This window comes from Microbacterium sp. K27 (assembly GCF_004794435.1).
GTDB classification, from domain to species: domain Bacteria; phylum Actinomycetota; class Actinomycetes; order Actinomycetales; family Microbacteriaceae; genus Microbacterium; species Microbacterium maritypicum_A.
The window spans coordinates 1-18312 of the sequence record NZ_SSDK01000044.1 but is presented as its reverse complement, the minus strand read 5'-3'; the positions used below and the strand labels follow the sequence as shown (position 1 = coordinate 18312).

The following is an 18312-nucleotide window of genomic DNA, read 5'->3' as shown; positions in this document are numbered from 1 at the left end:
CAGCCCCTCTCGACGCCCCGGGAATCGGTGGTTGTGGACCGCCGACGACCCGTCGTATCATCATCGCAACCCGTTTATTGAGCAGTTGCTCGAAAATAGTGAGGTCGATGATGTCCCACCACGCACCGCAGCCCGTCTCGATCGAGAAGATCGCCGCAGCGCACCCGCATGATCCGCTGACGGGCGACGAGATCGCCGCCGCTCGCGCGGTCCTCGACGCGGCAGGACTCCTGACGGAGAGCACCCGCGTGCCGATGCTGCTTCCCGACGAGATCACGAAGGAGGAGCTCGCCGCCTGGCAGCCCGGCGCCCCGATCGATCGCCGCGTCGATGTGACCCTGCTCGACACGGCGACCGGCGTCGCGACCGAGGCCATCGTGTCGATCACACGGGGCGAGGTCCTGCGCACCGCGCGCGTGCCGAACGACGCCCCGCCCTACGGCCAGCCGCAGTACCTGTTCGAGGAGTACGAGCGCGCCGAAGCGATCGCGAAGGCCTCCCCCGAATGGCAGGCGGCGATGACGCGCCGCGGCCTCGCCGCGCACATGGACCTCGCGTTCTGCGGGCCGCTCGCCCCTGGTTACACCGGACGCGCCGATGAGGTCGGGCGTCGGGTGATCCGCTCCCTCACGTTCCTCCGCTACGACGAACACGACTCGCCGTGGGCACACCCGGTCGAGGGACTCATCGTGCACATCGACCTCACGGCGAACAGCGTCATCCGCGTCGAAGACCATGGCGACGTGCCCGTCCCCGCCGGCCATGGAAACTACTACCCCGAGGCGCAGGGCGACGCTCGCACCTCGCTCAAGCCCATCGAGATCAGCCAGCCGGAGGGTCCGAGCTTCACGGTCTCCGGCTCGCTCGTCGAGTGGGAAGGCTGGTCGATGCGCGTCGACTTCAACGCCCGCGAAGGACTCGTGCTGCACGACGTCTGCTTCCAGGGTCGCTCGGTGCTCCGTCGGGCCAGCGTTCCGGAGATGGTCGTGCCCTACGGCGACACCGCCCCCGGCCGCTTCTGGATCAGCTACTTCGATGCCGGTGAGTACCTGCTCGGAAAGAACGCCAACCACCTCGAACTCGGCTGCGACTGCCTCGGCGTCATCCGCTACCTCGACGGCTACGTCGCCGACGACCACGGTCACCCTGTGCGCATCCCGAATGTGATCTGCATGCATGAGGAGGACTACGGCATCCTCTGGAAGCACACCGATCTCGCCGGCCGCGCCGACGTGCGTCGCTCGCGCCGCTTCGTGGTGTCGTACTTCTCCACGATCGGCAACTACGACTACGGCTTCTACTGGAACTTCTCCCTGGACGGATCGATCGAGGTGGTCGCGAAGGCGACCGGCATCGTGTTCGCCGCGGCCGGCGAGCCGGGCGTCCGCCAGAAGCACGCGACCGAACTCGCCCCCGGCGTCTTCGCCCCGGTGCACCAGCACCTCTTCTGCGCACGCCTCGACGTGGCGATCGACGGCGAGGACAACCGCCTGGTCGAGGTCGACGCTCAACGGGTGCCGATGGGCCAGGAGAACCCCTTCGGCAACGCGTTCAGCTGGACCGAGACGACCCTCGCGACCGAAGCGGAGGCGCAGCGCGAGGCGGACAGCTCGGTCGCCCGCGTCTGGGAGGTGCAGAGCGCCTCCCGCACGAACCGCGTCGGGCGCCCGACCGCCTACCACCTGGTGCCGGAGCCGACCGCTCTGCTCATGGCCGATCCCGCATCCTCCGTCGCCGCGCGCGCCGCGTTCGCCACGAAGCACCTCTGGGCCACCCGGCACGAACAGGGGCAGATCTGGCCGGCCGGTCGCTATCCCAACGCCCACCAGGGCGGCGCCGGCCTGCCGGAGTACACCGCGGGCGATCGATCGATCGACGGAGAGGACATCGTGCTGTGGCACACGTTCGGGCTGACGCATTTCCCGCGCCCGGAGGACTGGCCCATCATGCCCGTCGACTACGCCGGCTTCTGGTTCAAGCCCTACGGCTTCCTCGACCAGAACCCCGCGATGGATGTGCCCGAGTCGACACAGGCGCACGCGGTCGCGTCCACCGGCTGCTGCGGCGCAGGCGCATGCACCTGCGAGCACTGATCTGCGAGACGTCGTCCCGCACGGCCGATCCCGGTGATAGCATCACGGAACGGATCGTATACAACGTCGTCGTTCCACCACCCGAGGTGATCAGTCATGAACGGTGCACCCGCCGCCCCCGCCGAATTGGTTTCCACGCTCGTCGCGCGCAACATCAGCGACTTCCGTGCCGCCGTCTCGGAGTCCTTCGTGCCCCTGCAGGTCACGACCGCCGGACCCGACCACTTCCGAGGGATCATCCGCGGAGCCTCCGTCGACGAGGTGCATGTGAACGACGTGCGCGCCACGTCGCATGTCGTCGAGCGCACCCCCGAGCTCATCGCCCGCGGCGACCGTTCGTATTTCAAGGTCAGCCTGATGATCGCCGGCACCGGCCTGCTGATCCAGGACGATCGCGAGGCCGTGCTCCAGGCGGGCGACCTCGCGGTCTACGACACCGACCGCCCGTACTCCCTCGTGTTCGACGACGACTTCCGCACGATGGTCGTGATGTTCCCGAAGCACCTCATCAGCCTCCCGGCCGAGATGGTCGGGCAGCTCACCGCCGTGCGCATCTCCGGTCACGAAGGCCTCGGCAGCATGGTCGTGCCGTATCTGACGCAGCTCGCCGGTAATCTCGATCAGCTGGCCGGCACGACGGGGGCCCGGCTCGCGCACAGCGCGCTCGACCTCGTGACGACGGTCTTCACACGCGAGCTCGGACTCGATCAGGTGTCCGCCGACCCGCACCGTGCGCTGGTGCAGCGCATCCGCTCGCACATCGACCGCAACCTCGCGTCGACCGATCTCGGACCCGCGTCGATCGCCGCCGCGCACTTCATCTCGACCAGGCACCTGCACGGGCTCTTCCAGGAGCAGGGCGTGACCGTGTCGACCTGGATCCGCACACGGCGCCTCGAGAAGTGCCGTCGCGACCTGCTCGACCCGATGCTCGCCGACCGCCCGGTCGCGGCCATCGCGGCACGCTGGGGCTTCGTCGACGCCGCGCATTTCAGCCGCGCGTTCAAGTCGACCTTCGGCGTCTCACCCAGTGAGTATCGCGCCGCGCACTGACGTTCCGTCTGTCAGGAAAACTGACGCTCCGTCTGCCGCGCACTGACGCTCTGTCTGCCGCGCACCGGCACGTTGCTTGCCCGGGAGGGCACGCCGGTTGACTCTCGGCGCGCGATGACCGCCGCCCCCTTGAGGGGATGAGGAACACCCCACCAGCATGAGGCAAGCGCACCGCGACGACGCGGTGCCCGGGGCGATGCGGCCCCGCCGCGTGCGACGTCAGGACCCTCATGACCGACACCTCCACCGACCCGGCGCTGGACGAATGGCGCACGTACGACGAGTTCGCCGCGGGCATCGACACCTTCCGCCTGCCGAACACCCCCCTCGCCGGCACCGCCCTCGCCCTCACCCTCGACGACGACTCGACCCTGACCCTGGAGTTCTCCGAGGACGCCGTCGTCTGGAGCGGACTCGGAGCCTCCGGCACCGACCCGTATGACGCGGTGCGGGTGCGGGACGACGTCGTGTTCGTCAACATCCCGATGCGGAGCCGTCCGCGCGAGGCCGTCACCGTGGTGTTCTCCACGACGACGAACCGGGCGACCGTCATCCGTTCGCGCATCGCCCCCGAAGCCGTCGACGGCACCCCTCAGGTCGGCCAGGACTTCTGGGCGGCGACGACCGATGCGGGGCCCGTCAGCGACGACGCCCCCGGCCCGAGCCGCGACCTCATCGGCAAACGCAACCTCTACCGGTACAGCCCGCACCACCTCTACGAGCACGTGTACATCTCCAGCCGGCGCTACGCCTGGCAGTGCCTCGAGGGCGTGCAGCGCGGCCACGGCGACATGGACCTGTCGACCGTGTGGAAGTTCGCCGACGGCCTGTACCTGTTCTGCTTCCGCGAGTTCCGTATCGCGGTGGCCAGCGTCTGGCTGCACGACCTCGGCTACCAGCTGATGACCACGGGGATCTTCCTCGGACTCACCGGAGAGGGCGATGCCGAGCACTCGCGGGCCGGCGGCCACATCTACCCGCTGGGCGCCGTCTCCTACCCCGACGCCCAGCCCGTCTGACCGTTCGCCGCACCCCCACTCCGAGGAGAGCCCATGAGCAACGCCGACCTGATCCGCCAGCACTACGCCGCCAACGACCGCGGCGACCTCGACGGGATGCTCGCGCCGTTCGCCACCGACATCCGCTGGACCGAGGCTGCCGGCTTCCCGTACGCCGGAACGTACATCGGCCCGGATGCCGTCGCCCGGAACGTGTTCCGCCGCATCCAGGAGGAATGGGACGACTACACCGTCGCGATCGACGAGATCGTCGACGGCGGCGACATCGTGGTGGCCATCGGCACCTACTCGGGCACCTACACGCAGACCGGGCGCTTCTTCGCCGCCCGCGTCGCCCATGTGTGGCGGGTCGTCGGCGGCGAGGTCGTCGCCTTCGAGCAGATCACCGACACGGAGCTCGTCAACCGCGCCATGCGCGCCTGAACACCGCACACCCCGCACAGCACCACCCGAACACAGCACCAGACGAACACAGCACCACCCGAACACAGCACCACCCGAACACAGCACCACCCGAACACGAGAGGCAGGAAGCACATGAACACACGAGCATCCGGCACCGCGGCGCTCCTCGCCGTGGCAGCCCTCACCCTCGCCGGCTGCGCCGGTGGAGACGGCGGAACCGGCGGTGGGAGCGGCGACCCGATCGTCGTCGGCTCCGTCAACACCATCAGCGGTCCCGCGACCTTCCCCGAAGCCTCGCAGGCCGCCGCCGCCGTGTTCGAGGCCTTCAACGAGGCGGGCGGACTCGACGGCCGCACGATCGACTACAAGATGCTGGACGACAAGGGCGACCCGGCCACGGCCACCGCCTCCGCACGCGAGCTTGTCGGCAGCGACGGCGCGGTCGCGCTCGTCGGCTCCGCCAGCCTCATCGAGTGCGAGATCAACGCCAAGTACTACGAGCAGGAGGGCATCCTCTCGATGCCGGGCATCGGAGTCGACACCGGCTGCTTCGACAGCGAGAACATCTCCCCCGCGAACGTCGGACCGTTCAACGACATGACGCTCACGCTGCAGTACGGATCCGAGGTGCTCGGCCTCGACGACATCTGCATCCTGCTCGAGATCGCCGGTTCCACGCGTCCCACCTACCAGGCCGCGATCGACAAGTGGACCGAGATCACCGGCAAGAAGCCGAAGTACGTCGACGACACCGTCCCGTACGGCGCCTCCGACTACACGCCCTACATCGTCAAGGCACGCGACCAGGGCTGCAAGGCCCTGGCGATCAATCCCGTGGAGCCCGACGCGATCGGACAGGTCAAGGCCGCGAACGCACAGGGCTGGGACGACGTGACCTGGCTCTACCTGACGAGCGTCTACAGCGAGAACTTCGCCGAGGCGATCGACGACGCGGGTGCGGGCATCTACGTGCCGGCGGAGTTCTACCCGTTCACCGACGACAGCGAGATCAACGCCGACTGGCGAGAGCTGATGGAGGCCAACGACATCCCGCTCACCTCGTTCAGCCAGGGCGGGTACCTCGCCGCGACGTACTTCATCGAGGTGCTCGAAGGGATGGACGGCGACATCACCCGCGAGACCGTCTCGGAAGCGCTGAAGGGCATGGAGCCGATCGAGAACCCGATGGTCGGAACGCCCTACGCGTTCGGCACCCAGAACACCGCGGGCTGGCCGATCATCCTCGAGTCCGGAACGAACGCCTGGGAGAAGGTCGCCGACGACTGGCTCCGCATCGGCGAGTAGTCACCCCTCGCCTGCCGCCGGGCGCATTACCGGCGGCAGGTCCCCCCTCGGAACAGAAAGGACGCCTCATGCTGCAAGGCGCCATCGCCGGTCTCGCCGCCGGCGGCCTCTATGCCGTCCTCGGCGTGTGCCTGACGCTGATGTCCCGACTCGTGCGCGTGGTGAACTTCGCCCAGGCCGCGACCGGGATGTTCGGGGCCTTCACCGCGGTGTGGCTCGTGCGCGAGATCGACCTGCCGATCTGGCTCGGCTCGGTGCTCGGCGTCCTGGTGGCCGGGCTGCTCTCGGCAGCGATCGGGTTCATCGCCGCGACCTGGCTGTCCGAGGCCTCCACCACCACCCGTTCGGCGATGACCGTCGGCCCCCTCCTGCTGCTCATCTCCCTGTCGTTCATCCTCTTCGGCAACAAGCCGCAGCCGTTCACGCCTATCATCGCCGGACCGGCGTTCTCGTTCGGCGGCGTGGTGATCAGCCAGGTCACGGTCGCGACCGTCGCGATGGCGATCATCACCGCCGTCGTGGTCCGCCTCGTGCTGCGCCGCACCAGGGTCGGCACGCAGCTGCGCGCGCTCTCGGAGCGCCCGACCACGGCGGAACTCCTCGGCATCCGCTCGCGCCCGCTGTCGATCGCCGTCTGGTTCGTCACGGGTGTGATCAGCGCGATGGCCATCATCATCGTGGCCCCCTCGCAGTCGAACGACGCGACCAGCCTCGCGATGCTCATCGTCCCGGCCGCGGCGGCAGCCCTGCTCGGCGGCTTCCGACGACTCGACCTCGCCGTCGTCGGCGGGATCGTCCTGGGTGTGCTCGGTGGTCTCGTCGCCCAGATCGACGAAGTGGCGCTGGTGCGCAACTTCCTCCCGTTCCTGTTCATCGTCGTCCTGTTGCTCTGGACGCAGCGCAAGGAGGTGTGGGATGCCGCTCGCTGACCGTCCCTGGTTCCGGATCACCTGGCCGTTCGCCGTCGCTCTCGCCGGTATCGGAGCGGGTGCGATCCTCAGCGCCTCCCTGCCGGGGTACTTCGTCTTCCTCGCGATCAGCGCGGTCACGGCCGCGATCGCCATCCTCGGTCTCGGCATCGTCACCGGCTCCGCAGGGATGATCGCGCTCTGCCAACTCACCTTCGCCGCCGTGGGGGCCTGGATCGTCTCCCTGCTGAACGTGATGCAGGCGCCGGGCGGATTCATCGTCTGGCTGGTCCTCGGCGGGGTGGCGGCGGGCCTCGTCGGCATTCTCGTCGGCCTCCCCGCTCTGCGGCTGCGCGGTGTGAACCTCGCCGTCGTGACCCTGGGCTTCGCGGCAGCCGCCGACGTGACGCTCGTGCAGATCCAGTTCCCCGGTTCGGCTCAGGGCACGGCGATCGAGCGTCCCGAGATGTTCTCGAACGACCGGCAGTTCTTCTTCCTCTCCATCGTCGTGCTCGCCGTCTGCGCACTCGGCGCGTTCTTCCTGCAGCGCGGCCGGTGGGGATCGAGCTGGAAGGCCGTCGCGTTCTCCGAGCGCGGCACGGCCGCCGCCGGACAGAGCGTGCAGACCGCGAAGCTCACCGCATTCGCGGTCTCGGCCGCCCTCGGCGGCATCTCCGGCGGGCTGCTCGCCGGTCAGGTGCAACTCCCGTTCGCCTCGAGCTTCACACCCCTGCAGTCGCTGGCCCTCTACGTGCTCGCGATCATGTCGGGCGCGCACCTGATCGACATGGCGATCTTCGGGGGCCTGCTGTGGGTGCTGGTCCCCGAGCTCCTCAAACGCTGGGGCATCCCGCAGGACTGGGGCTTCGTCGTCTTCGGCGTGCTCGGTGTGCAGGCGCTCACCAGCGGCACGAACCTCGGCCAGGGCATCCGCAACCTGATCTGGCGCCGCGCGGATCGCCAGGCCGCCACCGTCGCGCTGACGGCGCTTCCCCCTGACGCCGGAGCGGATGCCGCGGTGATCACCACCACGACCACGGCCACGGTCAACGAGGCGGCGCTCGCCGGGACGCCGGTGCTCACCGTCGACGGCCTGACGGTGCAGTTCGGCACCCTGAAGGCCCTCGACGACGTCTCGTTCCAGGTTCCCGCCGCGTCGATCATGGGACTCATCGGTCCGAACGGAGCCGGGAAGTCGACGTTCGTCGATGCGATCAGCGGGTTCCTCCCGAAGCACACGGGGCGCGTGCTCCTGGGAGACCGCGACCTCGTCGGCCTCTCCCCCACGCGGCGCGCGCGTCTCGGTCTGCGCCGGACCTTCCAGCAGGACCGGGTGCCGCCGTCGCTCACCGTCGGCGCATACGTGCGGTTCGTGGCCCGGCGCCGGCTCGCCGCATCCGACATCGACGAGGTGCTCGAGTTCTTCGGCTGCCCGCCCGCGCGTGCACGCCTGTCGAGCGTCGACGTCGGCACACGCCGGCTCGTGGAGGTCGCCGCGAACGTCGTCTCCCGTCCCCGTCTGCTGATCCTCGACGAACCCGCCGCCGGGCTCTCGCATGACGAGCATCTCGCCCTCGCCGCGAGGCTGCGGGAGCTGCCTGCGCGCTACGGCGTCGCCCTCATCATCATCGAGCACGACCTCGATCTCGTCCGCTCCGTGTGCCCGACCCTCACGGTGCTGGACTTCGGCCGCGTGCTGGCCAGCGGACCACAGGCCGAGGTCCTCGCGAACCCCGACGTCGTCAAGGCGTACATGGGAGAGACGGAGCTGTTGAAGTGAGCGAACTCGTCCTGGACGGTATCACCGTCAGTCGTGGCGCCGGTCCCGTGATCTCCGACGTCTCGCTGCGGGTCACCGGAGGCGAGGTGCTGGCGCTGGTGGGCCCGAACGGCGCGGGCAAGACGAGCCTGATCGAATCGGTCTCCGGCGTCACCCCGCATTCCGCCGGCGGCATGACCCTCGACGGCGAGCCGATCGACCGGCTGTCCCGCGTCGCGAGAGCCCGCCGCGGGATCGTGCACATCGAGCAGGGACGCGCCGTCTTCCCCTCGCTGACCGTGCGCGAGAACATCTCCCTCACCGCACGCACCCCCGGAGAGCTGGACGCCGCCCTCGCGCAGTTCCCCGAGCTCGAGAAGCGCATCGATGCGCCGACAGCCCTGCTGTCGGGCGGCGAGCAGCAGATGGTGGTGCTCGCGCGCGCGTTCGCCGCGAAGCCGCGCATCCTGCTCATCGACGAGATGTCGCTGGGCCTCGCCCCCGTCGTTTTCCTGCGCCTGATGCCGATCGTGAAGTCGATCGCCGATTCCGGGGTGGGCGTGCTGCTCGTCGAGCAGTTCACGCAGCTCGCCCTCGATCTCGCCCAGGAAGCCGTGGTCGTGGCGGGAGGCCGGGTGTCGTTCCAAGGGGCATCCGATGCCCTGCGAACCGACCCCGGCCTCCTGCACCGCGCCTATCTCGGCGGATGAGCGCGGACCGCGCGCCGGATCACATCCCGGCGTGATCGAAGGCGATGGTCGGCACGTCGACCACGTGCGAACCGCCGTCGGCGACGATCACCGCCCCCGTGATGTACGACGACTCCCCGGAGCCGAGGAACCGCACGACCGAGGCGATCTCGGCCGGTCGGGCGGGACGGCGCAGCGGCACGTCAGCGGTGACCTTCTCGTAGGCCTCCTCGCGGGAGCCGAGACCGGCGTGCGTGGCGAACTCGTCCATCTCCTCGTCGGCCATCGGCGTCTGCACCCACCCGGGGCAGATGGCGTTCACGCGCACACCGTGCCGGCCGTAGTCCCGCGCGAGAGTGCGCGTGAGCCCGACCAGGGCGTGCTTGCCGACCGTGTACCCGGCGACGGAGGGTCCGGCGAAGAGCCCCGCGAGCGACGACACGATCACGATCTGCCCCTTCGCCTCGATCAGCGCGGGCAGGGCCTCCCTCGCCATCGTGAAAGCCGTGGTGAGATTCGCGCGGATCGCCGCATCCCAGCTCTCGTCGTCGGTCTCCCCCACCGGCGAGAATCCGTGGCCGCCCGCGTTCGCGACCAGCACGTCGATGCGCCCGAACCGCGCGAGCACGTCGGCGACGGCAGCCTTCGCGGAGGCGGTATCGGCCGCATCCGCGATGATCGGCAGGGCCCCGACCGCGCGTTCGACCTCATGCAGGGGCTCCGGGCGACGCCCGACGACCACGACATGCGCACCTTCGGCCGCGTATCGTTCGGCGATGGCGGCTCCGATGCCCGTTCCTCCTCCGGTGATGACGACGACGCGTCCCGAGACGGTCGATCCGACCACAGCTCCCATGTGTGCTCCTGTGTGTTCTGGCGCGCGTGCGCTGTTGCTGCCCGACGCGGTCGCGTCAGGCGGGGAATCCCGAACGGGCGGTGTACCCGAAGTCGCTGAGGATGCTGGTGCCGTTGACGGCCCTGGTGCGAGGCGACACGAGGTACGCGACGTGGGCAGCGACCTCCGCTGCGCTCTGCACCGGGAACGGCGGATCGTCGAAGGCCGCAGCGCCGAGGTCGCTCCGACTCATCGGAGTGTCGACGATCGACGGGGCCACCGTGTTCACCCGGATACGGGTGTCGGCGAGGTCGACGGACAGCGCGCGAGCGAACTGGACCAGAGCCGCCTTCGACGTGCAGTACGGCACCATACCGGGCGACGCGACGAGGGCCGAGTCACTGGCGAGCAGCACCACGGAGGCGGCCTCCGCTTCGCGCAGCGCCGCCAGGGCGTGCTTCAGGACCAGGAACGACCCCGTCACGTTGACGGCGAGCACCCGATTCCAGACGTCGAGAGTGGTCTCCTCGATCGGCGTCCCCACCGGGCCGGACACACCGGCGCAGCAGACGACCGCGTCGAGCCTCCCCAGCGCCGCCACCCCGGCGTGCACGGCGGCCTGCACCTGGCCCTCGTCCGTGACATCGGCCGCCAGGACCACCGCATCCGGGCAGTCGCGGGCCACGGCGTCCAGCGCCGCACCGTCCCTGTCGAGCAGAGCGACACGGACGCCCTCCGCAGCGAGCCCGTGGGCGGTGGCGCGGCCGATGCCGCCGGCTGCCCCCGTGATGAGGGCCGTCGTCCCCTGCAGCTGCAGATCCATCTCGTCCTCCGCACGCCGTCTGGCACCGGGCGGTGCGATCTGAGGACGGCGGTGTCGTCCCGGTCATCCTCCACCCCCTCATCGGCACCGCGAACGCTCGCCGAGCGGCTGTGCACGGTGACACCACCGTCCTTCGCTCAGGGTCAAGCGCCGCTGCGGCGGCACGAGCAGACTCGCTCTATCGACGATTCCCCTCGTCGTCGATGCCGTGTCCGCACGGCCGTCACCAGCAAAGGAGCCGACGTGGCAGACCCGACATCTGCGTCCACGACGCAGAACCACACCTCCCTCCGTCCTGGCGCCCTCGGCGTCGCCGGAATCGTCTTCCTCGTCCTCGCCGCGGTCGCACCGTTGACCGGCATCGTGGTCGTGGCCTCGCTGGCCATCGCCCTCGGCAACGGCGGCGGCACACCCATGTCGTTCTTCCTGGTGGCAGGGATCCTGCTGCTCTTCGCGATCGGCTACGCGCAGATGTCGAAGCAGCTGGTCAATGCCGGCGGCTTCTACGCCTTCGTGGTGAAGGGCCTCGGGCGCACCGGTGGCCTGATCGCGGGTCTGATCGCCACGCTGGGCTACAACTTCTTCGTGGTCGGCACGATCGGCACGAGCGGTTTCTTCATGCAGACGATCATCCGCGACCTCACCGGTCTCGATGTGAACTGGCTGGTGTGGGGACTGCTGTCGATCGTGGTGTGCTTCGTCCTCGCTCGGATCGGCGTCGACTTCAGCTCGAAGGTTCTGGGCGTCTGCCTGGTGCTCGAGGTGCTCATGCTGGTCGTCTTCGACATCTCCGTGCTCGTGCAGACCGGCTACGACCTGGCGGCCTTCAGCCCCGAGGCAGTGTTCTCCGGGTCGCTGCCCATCGGCCTGCTGCTGGCGGCGACCGGCTTCCTCGGCTTCGAGGCGACCGCGCTGTTCAGCGAGGAGGCGAAGCAGCCGCTGCGCACGATCCCGCGCGCCACCTACACCTCGATCATCGCGATCGGCGTGATCCTCGGTGTCACCACGTGGGCGGTCGTCAGCGCGACGGGTGTCGCCCAGGCGCAGGCCACCGCCCTCGAACATCTGCCGACCGGTGACCTGATCTTCTCGATCTCGCAGCAGTACCTGGGTGGTCCGCTGACGACCCTGATGATGATCCTGCTCCTGGTGAGCCTGTTCGCGGCGATGCTGGCGTTCCACAACTCGGCGACCCGCTACCTCTACTCGCTGGGGCGCGCGAAGATCCTCCCGCAGGCACTCGCTCGCACCCGCGCGAACGGTGCCCCGCAGCTCGCCGGCATCGTGCAGGCCGGGTTCGCGGGCATCGTCGCGATCATCTTCGCGATCGCCGGCGCCGATCCGATCCTCACCCTCGTGCCGGCGATGCTCGGCTTCGGCACCCTGAGCGTGCTGATCCTGCAGGGGCTCGCGGCCATCTCGATCGTCGTGTACTTCCGCCGCCGCCAGGATCCGCGGTGGTGGAGCACCTTCATCGCCCCCGGCATCGGGTTCCTCGGTATCGCCGCGATCTCGGTCCTCGCGATCGTGAACTTCAACATCGTGGCGGGGTCCGAAGAGCTCGCGATCCGGCTGATGCCGCTGCTGCTGGTGCTCGCCCTCATCGGCGGCATCGTCTACGGCGCCTATCTCCGCCGCTCCAGGCCCGCCGTGTACGAGGGCCTCGCCACGGACCTCGAGAAGTTCAGCGACCGCTGACCTCCCCGCCCCCACCGACAGAAGGAACCACGAAGACCATGACGACGCTGAACCCCGCCGACACCTCCACCTGGCTGCCGCTGGAGGGCCTCGCCCCCGGTTTCGACGCCAACAAGGCTCCGCACAGCACCGCCCTCAGCGGCCGCGAGATCACGGTCGTCGACGCCCGCGGCACCCGTATCGTCCACCGGTTCGCCGACGCCGCCGTGACCTGGGAGTACCAGCCGGGTGCAGAGGACGCGACCGAGGCGGCATCCGACACCGACGACTACGAGGCCTTCGAAGTCGATGCGGACCTGTATTTCGTGCAGTTCCACCACCGGTACCTGCCGAACGAGGCCGTCTCGCTGATCCTCGACCTCCGTCACGGTCGTGCCCTCGCGGTGATCTCCGAGATCCTCGCCGCGCCCGAGAAGGGGCGCACCCGGGTGCAGCACCACTTCGCCCCCGGCGTGATCGAGGGCGCCGAGGTCTCGGGTGCCGAGGCTGCACCGACGACGACGCTCATCGGGCGCCGCGTCGAATGGGTCTACAGCACCGAGCACGCCTACGAGCACGTGTACCTCTCGCCGCGCTGGTACTCGTGGCAGTGCCTCGCCGGCCCCGAGCGCGGCCTCGCCGACACCGACGAGAACAGCGTCTGGGAGGTGCGGCCGGGTATCTACGTGTTCGCCTGGCGCGAGAAGGTGATCCCGTGCGCCTCGGTGACGATCGCCGATCATCGCGACGTCAACGCGATCCGCTCGCACGGCGTGCTGTTCGGCCTCGACGAGAGCGGTGAGGTGCCCACGCACTTCACCTTCGGTGCACACGGTCGACTGCTCTCCACCACGCTGCACACGCCGGAGCTCGAACCCGCGACCTTCGGAGACCGCTGACATGAGCGACGTCGCCGACCTCATCGTCACCGGATCGGTGATCCGCACCGCCGACCGGGCGAACCCGATCGTCGAGGCCTTCGCGGTCCGCGACGGCAGGATCCTCGCGGTCGGGTCGCGCGCTGACCTCGAGTCGTTCCGCGGACGCCGGACGCAGCTGCTCGACGTCGGCGACGCCGCGGTGTACCCCGGTTTCGTCGATGTGCACAATCACCATGCCCTCGCCGGGCGCACCGAACTGTTCGAGCTGTCGCTGGCACCCTCGCTCACGCTCGACGAGATCCTCGACCGGGTGCGCGAGAAAGCGGCCACCCTGCCGACGGATGCGTGGATCGTGGGCGGAGCGGTCGCCACGACGTTGCTGCCGTCGCTCGCGAACACCGCGAGCCGACGGCTGCTCGATGACGCGGCCGGGGGCCGTCCGGTGGTCCTCATGGAGGACTCACGACACAACCGGTGGGCGAACAGCCGGGCGCTGGAGCTCGCGGGAATCACTGCGGACAGCATCCCCGAGGCGGGCGTCACGCTGCTCGATCCCGACGACGGCACCCCCACAGGAGTGCTGCTGGAGGCTGCGGGTATCCCGGTGCAGGAGGCATACGACCGCAGCGGCGGCCTCACCGCCGCACAGCACGCGGCCGCGTCGCGCCGCGGCGTCGAGATCCTCAACTCGTTCGGGATCACGACGTTCCAGGATGCGGGCGTGTCCGTCGAGATCCTCGAAGCCCTGGCTGCGCTCGACCGTGCCGACGAGCTCAATGCCTGGGTCGTGTCGTCGTTACTGATCAACGACGAGATCTTCGGTTTCGACCCGATCGGCGAGCCGCTGCTCGACCGCGGCGAGGAGTTCCGCACCGCGCACCACCGCCCGGACTTCGTGAAAATCTTCCTCGACGGTGTCCCGCCCGCCCGCACGGCGTCGTTCCTCGAGCCGTATCTCGCGGACGCCGCGCACGGCGCGCACTTCCACGGCGAGACCACCATGACCCTGGACGAGCTCATCGGGTGGCTCCGCTCCGTGGCGCGGCGCGGTCTCGGCGCGAAGGTGCACTGCACGGGCGACGGCTCGGCACGTCTCGTGCTCGACGCGGCCGCGCAGCTGCGCGACGAGGGCTTCACCACCCCCATCCAGATCGCGCACGGGCAGTTCCTGGCCGAGTCGGACATCCCGCGACTGCAGGCTCTGGATGTCTCGGCCGACATCTCGCCGTTCATCTGGTATCCGGGTGTGATCCCGCAGGCGCTGGCCGAGGTTCTCGGCGAGCGCGCGGAGCATTCCCAGCCGAACCGGGCACTGATCGACGCGGGAGCCCGCGTCGCCGGCGGCTCGGACTGGCCCGTGAGCGAGTCTCCGAACACCCTCGAAGGTCTGCAGGGTCTCGTGACGAGAGCCGATCCGCTCGGCCGCGCACCCGGCACCCTGTGGCCCGAGCAGGCCATCACCGCCGAGGAGGCGTTGGAGGTCTTCACGATCAACGCCGCGACCGCGATGGGACTCGGCGACGAGACCGGCTCGCTGACCCCCGGCAAGTCGGCGGACTTCGTCGTGCTGGCCCGTGACGCGATCGCCGGCCCCGCCGAGGACATCGTGCGCACCGAGGTCATCTCGACCTGGTTCGCCGGACGTCGGGTGCACGGCGACTGAGAGGACGAGGCGTCGACACCGGATCTGTCCGGGGGTCAGCCCTCGTCCCTCAGCCCTCTTACCTCAGCCCTTTTACCTCAGCCCTCGAGCACGAAACGCGCGCCGCGCTCGCCGATCATCGCCGCAGGGGCGTTGGTGTTGCCGGTGGGCACGGTCGGCATGACCGAAGCATCGATCACTCGCAACCCTGCGATGCCGCGCACGCGCAGTTGCGGATCGACCACGGCCTGCGCATCCGTGCCCATGCGGCAGGTGCCGACCTGGTGGTGGTAGGTGATCGCGGTGCGGCGCACCCAGTCCTCCACTCCGGAGTCGGAGACCTCAGGGCCCGGGTACACCTCGACGGCGCCCCACTCCTCACCGAGGGCGGGGCGTGCTCCGATCCGACGGCACTGCCGCACGGATGCGGCCAGTGAGGCCACGTCACGGTCGTCCTCCAGCGCCGCCAGGTCGATGGCCGGCAGGTCCGCGAGCGTCGCGCCGGTGAGTCGGAGAGTGCCGCGGCTGTGCGGCGTCACGAGGCCGGCCATGAGGGTGAATCCGTCGTCGCCACGGGGCTCGAGCTCGCCCCACATGGGCACCGAGAAGTTGATCGGCTGCGTGTCGGGCTCGGCGAGGTCGTCGCGGCTGCGCCAGAAGAGGTGCGTCTGCGTCACGGAGACTCCCGGTTGCGGAGGCCCGACCGGGCGCCGCGTGGTGAAGATCACCGGCGACAGGAGGTGGTCGTGGAGGTTCTGCCCGACACCGGGCGAGTCCTGCACGACCGGGATGCCGAGCGCGGTGAGGTCGGCTGCCGGACCGATGCCGGAGCGCAGCAGGATCACGGGCGACCCGATGGCACCGGCCGAGAGGATGACCTCGTCCGCGAGGACCTCTTCGGACTCCTCCCCCTCCCCCAGTCGCACACCGACGGCGCGGCCGTCGCGCACGATGACCGAATGGACTTCGCGTCCGGTGACGATCGTCAGCTTCTCCGCGACGGGCTGCGCGTACGCCGTCCAGGTGTTGACCCGGCGGCCGTCGCGCATGGTGACCTGTTCCTGCGAGACTCCGTCGAGTGTGCCCGCGTTGTAGTCCGGGTTGTGCGTCAGTCCTTCCTGCACCGCGGCGTCGATGATCGATGCCTGGATCGGCGAGAGCGGGTAGTCGTCGGTGACCGGCAGCAGGTCGTTCTCGATGGCCTCGTAGACGGGCTCGACCTCGGCCCAGCCCCAGCCCTGGGCGCCGGCGCGCTCCCACGCGTCGTAGTCGGAAGCGGCTCCGCGCACCCAGATCATGGCGTTGAGGGCGTGGGATCCCCCGGTGACCTTGCCGCGCGGCAGATGCAGCCGACGGCCGCCCGCGTGCGTCTGGGGGACGGTGAAGTAATCCCAGTCCTCTGCGGAGTGCCAGAGTTCGCCCGCGCGGGAGGGGTCGTGGATGGCCGGGTTGGTGTCGTACCCGCCGGCTTCGATGAGGGTCACTGCGACGCCCGCGTCCGCGAGACGACGCGCCACGATGGCTCCCGAGGTCCCGGCTCCGACGACGATGGCAGAGCGCACGGGTCAGGCCTTCCGGCCGGGGCCCGAGACGACCTGGGTGACGGCGACGGACTTGAGCCCCTCGACGCCGAACTCCAGCCCGTAGCCCGAACTCTTCACGCCGCCGAACGGCACCATCGGATGCAGTCCGCCGTGCGAGTTGATCCACACGGTGCCGGACTGCATCCGGGAGGCCGCAACACGCGCCGCCTCCGGGTCGCTCGACCAGACCGAGGCGCCCAGCCCCACGTCGAGGGAGTTCGCCAGCGCGAAGGCCTCGTCGATGTCGCTGTATCGGATCACCGGCAGTGCGGGACCGAACTGCTCTTCCTGCACGAGCGCCGCGTCGTTGTCGATGTCGGCGACGATGGTAGGGCGATAGAAGAGTTCGCCGAGCTCGGGGGCGGGCTCACCACCGCTGACGATGCGTGCGCCGCGGGTCCTGGCATCGTCGACGAGCCGGCTGACGATGTCGAGCTGTGCGCGGTTCTGCAGCGGCCCCAGCACGTTGTTCTCGTCGAGTCCGTTGCCCATCGGCATGGAGCCGGCGATCGATGCCAGTGCGTCGACGACCTCGTCGTACACGGAGTCGTGCACGTACAGGCGCTTCATCGCGGCGCAGGTCTGCCCGGTGTTGATGAAGGCACCCCAGAAGAGGTCTTCGGCGATGGCCGCGACGTCGGTGCCGGGCAGCACGATGCCGGCGTCGTTGCCGCCGAGCTCGAGCGTCAGGCGAGCGAGGTTGCCGGCCGAGCTCTCGATGATGCGGCGTCCGGTGGCGGTCGAACCGGTGAACATGATCTTCGCGATGTCCGGGTGAGAGGCGAGCCGCGCGCCGACCTCGCGGTCGCCGGAGACTCCGATCAAGACGTCGGCCGGGAGTACCTCGTTCATCACGGCGATCATCGCGAGCACGCTCAGGGGTGTGTACTCGCTCGGCTTCGCGACGACGGTGTTGCCCATCCGCAGGGAGGGGCCGATCTGCCAGATGCTGATCATGAGCGGCCAGTTCCACGGGCCGATGGCACCGACGACTCCGGCCGCCTTGTAGACGAGCTCGGCGTGCAGGGTCTCGTCGTCTACGAGGACCTGCGGCTCGATCGCCGTGGTGGCGTTGGTGCGCAGCCAGGCGGAACACGCGCCGAGCTCGAAGCGGGCGTTGGGACCGTTGAGCGGCTTCCCCTGCTCCCGGGAGAGCAGGTGGGCGAGGCCTTCGGCGTTGGCGTCGATGGCATCGGCAGCTGCGAGGAGAAGTGCGCTCCGCTTCTCGTGGCCGAGCGCCTCCCAGGCCGGTTGGGCGGCCTTCGCGCGAGCGATCGCATCGTCGAGGTCGTCGACCGACGCCACGGGGGCGCGCCCGATGACCTCACGGGTCGCGGCATCCGGGATGTCCCGGCCTGCGCCTTCCGGCGCCTGGATGCGGTCGAGCAGCGCAGCGGCTGCGGAAGCGGCGGAATCGGACATCGGGGACTCTCCTTCGAGCGTGGCGCGGGCCAGCGACAGTCGAGAAGCTGGTCGTCTTCTCATTGTCGACGGGCGTTCCTCACGGCGCTTGTCGCGGAGCGCGCCGCAGATGTCCGAGTGCGAAGGATGACACGATCGGGCTGACGCCGAGCCGCCGGGCTGATGCTGAGCCACCGTGATCGTGCAGCGACACCGTCAGGCGGCGATGTCGAAGCGTG

15 protein-coding genes are annotated in these 18312 nt (G+C 69.5%); 11 read left to right on the top strand and 4 right to left on the bottom strand.

Annotated features, from left to right (window positions below; all coding sequences use genetic code 11):
* Nucleotides 1-107: 107 nt before the first annotated feature.
* From DW307_RS14740 to DW307_RS14705, 8 genes are all read left to right on the top strand, one after another.
* A complete protein-coding gene (locus DW307_RS14740; RefSeq protein ID WP_029266547.1) occupies nucleotides 108-2093 on the top strand; it encodes a primary-amine oxidase in 1986 nt (661 codons plus the stop codon).
* A 96-nt stretch (nucleotides 2094-2189) separates the two neighbouring features.
* The gene (locus DW307_RS14735) at nucleotides 2190-3146 is read left to right on the top strand and encodes an AraC-like ligand-binding domain-containing protein (RefSeq protein ID WP_021200998.1); all 957 of its coding nucleotides are present in this window, start codon (nucleotides 2190-2192) and stop codon (nucleotides 3144-3146) included.
* 230 nt (nucleotides 3147-3376) lie between these two features.
* Complete coding sequence (locus tag DW307_RS14730; protein WP_136025078.1) at nucleotides 3377-4165, top strand: MoaF C-terminal domain-containing protein; 789 nt, start codon at nucleotides 3377-3379, stop codon at nucleotides 4163-4165.
* A gap of 33 nt (nucleotides 4166-4198) precedes the next feature.
* On the top strand, nucleotides 4199-4588 hold the full coding sequence (locus DW307_RS14725; protein WP_021200996.1) for a nuclear transport factor 2 family protein: 390 nt from the start codon (nucleotides 4199-4201) through the stop codon (nucleotides 4586-4588).
* A 114-nt stretch (nucleotides 4589-4702) separates the two neighbouring features.
* Nucleotides 4703-5875: an ABC transporter substrate-binding protein gene (locus DW307_RS14720; protein ID WP_021198449.1), complete on the top strand. Its 1173-nt coding sequence runs from the start codon at nucleotides 4703-4705 to the stop codon at nucleotides 5873-5875.
* 68 nt (nucleotides 5876-5943) lie between these two features.
* Nucleotides 5944-6804, top strand: a complete 861-nt coding sequence (locus tag DW307_RS14715; RefSeq protein WP_136025077.1) for a branched-chain amino acid ABC transporter permease — start codon at nucleotides 5944-5946, stop codon at nucleotides 6802-6804.
* Complete coding sequence (locus tag DW307_RS14710) at nucleotides 6791-8563, top strand: branched-chain amino acid ABC transporter ATP-binding protein/permease (protein ID WP_136025076.1); 1773 nt, start codon at nucleotides 6791-6793, stop codon at nucleotides 8561-8563. Before DW307_RS14715 ends, DW307_RS14710 begins: the two co-directional genes overlap by 14 nt.
* Nucleotides 8560-9252 (top strand): ABC transporter ATP-binding protein, encoded by a 693-nt coding sequence (locus tag DW307_RS14705; protein WP_136025075.1) that lies wholly within the window; start codon nucleotides 8560-8562, stop codon nucleotides 9250-9252. Before DW307_RS14710 ends, DW307_RS14705 begins: the two co-directional genes overlap by 4 nt.
* Nucleotides 9253-9271: 19 nt before the next feature.
* Here the strand turns inward: DW307_RS14705 and DW307_RS14700 are convergent, their stop codons facing one another.
* Entirely contained in the window at nucleotides 9272-10087 is an 816-nt protein-coding gene (locus tag DW307_RS14700; RefSeq protein ID WP_029260460.1) for an SDR family NAD(P)-dependent oxidoreductase, read from the bottom strand.
* 55 nt (nucleotides 10088-10142) lie between these two features.
* Nucleotides 10143-10889, bottom strand: coding sequence for an SDR family NAD(P)-dependent oxidoreductase (locus DW307_RS14695; RefSeq protein WP_136025074.1), 747 nt, complete (start codon nucleotides 10887-10889; stop codon nucleotides 10143-10145).
* Nucleotides 10890-11132: 243 nt separating this feature from the next.
* Between DW307_RS14695 and DW307_RS14690 the strand changes: the two genes are divergently transcribed.
* From DW307_RS14690 to DW307_RS14680, 3 genes are read left to right on the top strand one after another with little or no spacing between them, the layout of a single operon-like run.
* Nucleotides 11133-12587 (top strand): APC family permease, encoded by a 1455-nt coding sequence (locus DW307_RS14690; protein ID WP_021200035.1) that lies wholly within the window; start codon nucleotides 11133-11135, stop codon nucleotides 12585-12587.
* Between the two features lie 38 nt (nucleotides 12588-12625).
* Complete coding sequence (locus DW307_RS14685) at nucleotides 12626-13465, top strand: molybdenum cofactor biosynthesis F family protein (RefSeq protein WP_136025073.1); 840 nt, start codon at nucleotides 12626-12628, stop codon at nucleotides 13463-13465.
* A 1-nt stretch (nucleotide 13466) separates the two neighbouring features.
* Complete coding sequence (locus DW307_RS14680; protein ID WP_136025072.1) at nucleotides 13467-15110, top strand: amidohydrolase; 1644 nt, start codon at nucleotides 13467-13469, stop codon at nucleotides 15108-15110.
* A 77-nt stretch (nucleotides 15111-15187) separates the two neighbouring features.
* On the opposite strand, the gene DW307_RS14675 is transcribed toward DW307_RS14680, so the two are convergent.
* Together DW307_RS14675 and DW307_RS14670 are read right to left on the bottom strand one after the other, a co-directional pair.
* On the bottom strand, nucleotides 15188-16651 hold the full coding sequence (locus DW307_RS14675) for a GMC family oxidoreductase (protein ID WP_136025071.1): 1464 nt from the start codon (nucleotides 16649-16651) through the stop codon (nucleotides 15188-15190).
* 3 nt (nucleotides 16652-16654) lie between these two features.
* Nucleotides 16655-18094, bottom strand: a complete 1440-nt coding sequence (locus tag DW307_RS14670; RefSeq protein ID WP_240750684.1) for an aldehyde dehydrogenase family protein — start codon at nucleotides 18092-18094, stop codon at nucleotides 16655-16657.
* Nucleotides 18095-18312: the final 218 nt, after the last annotated feature.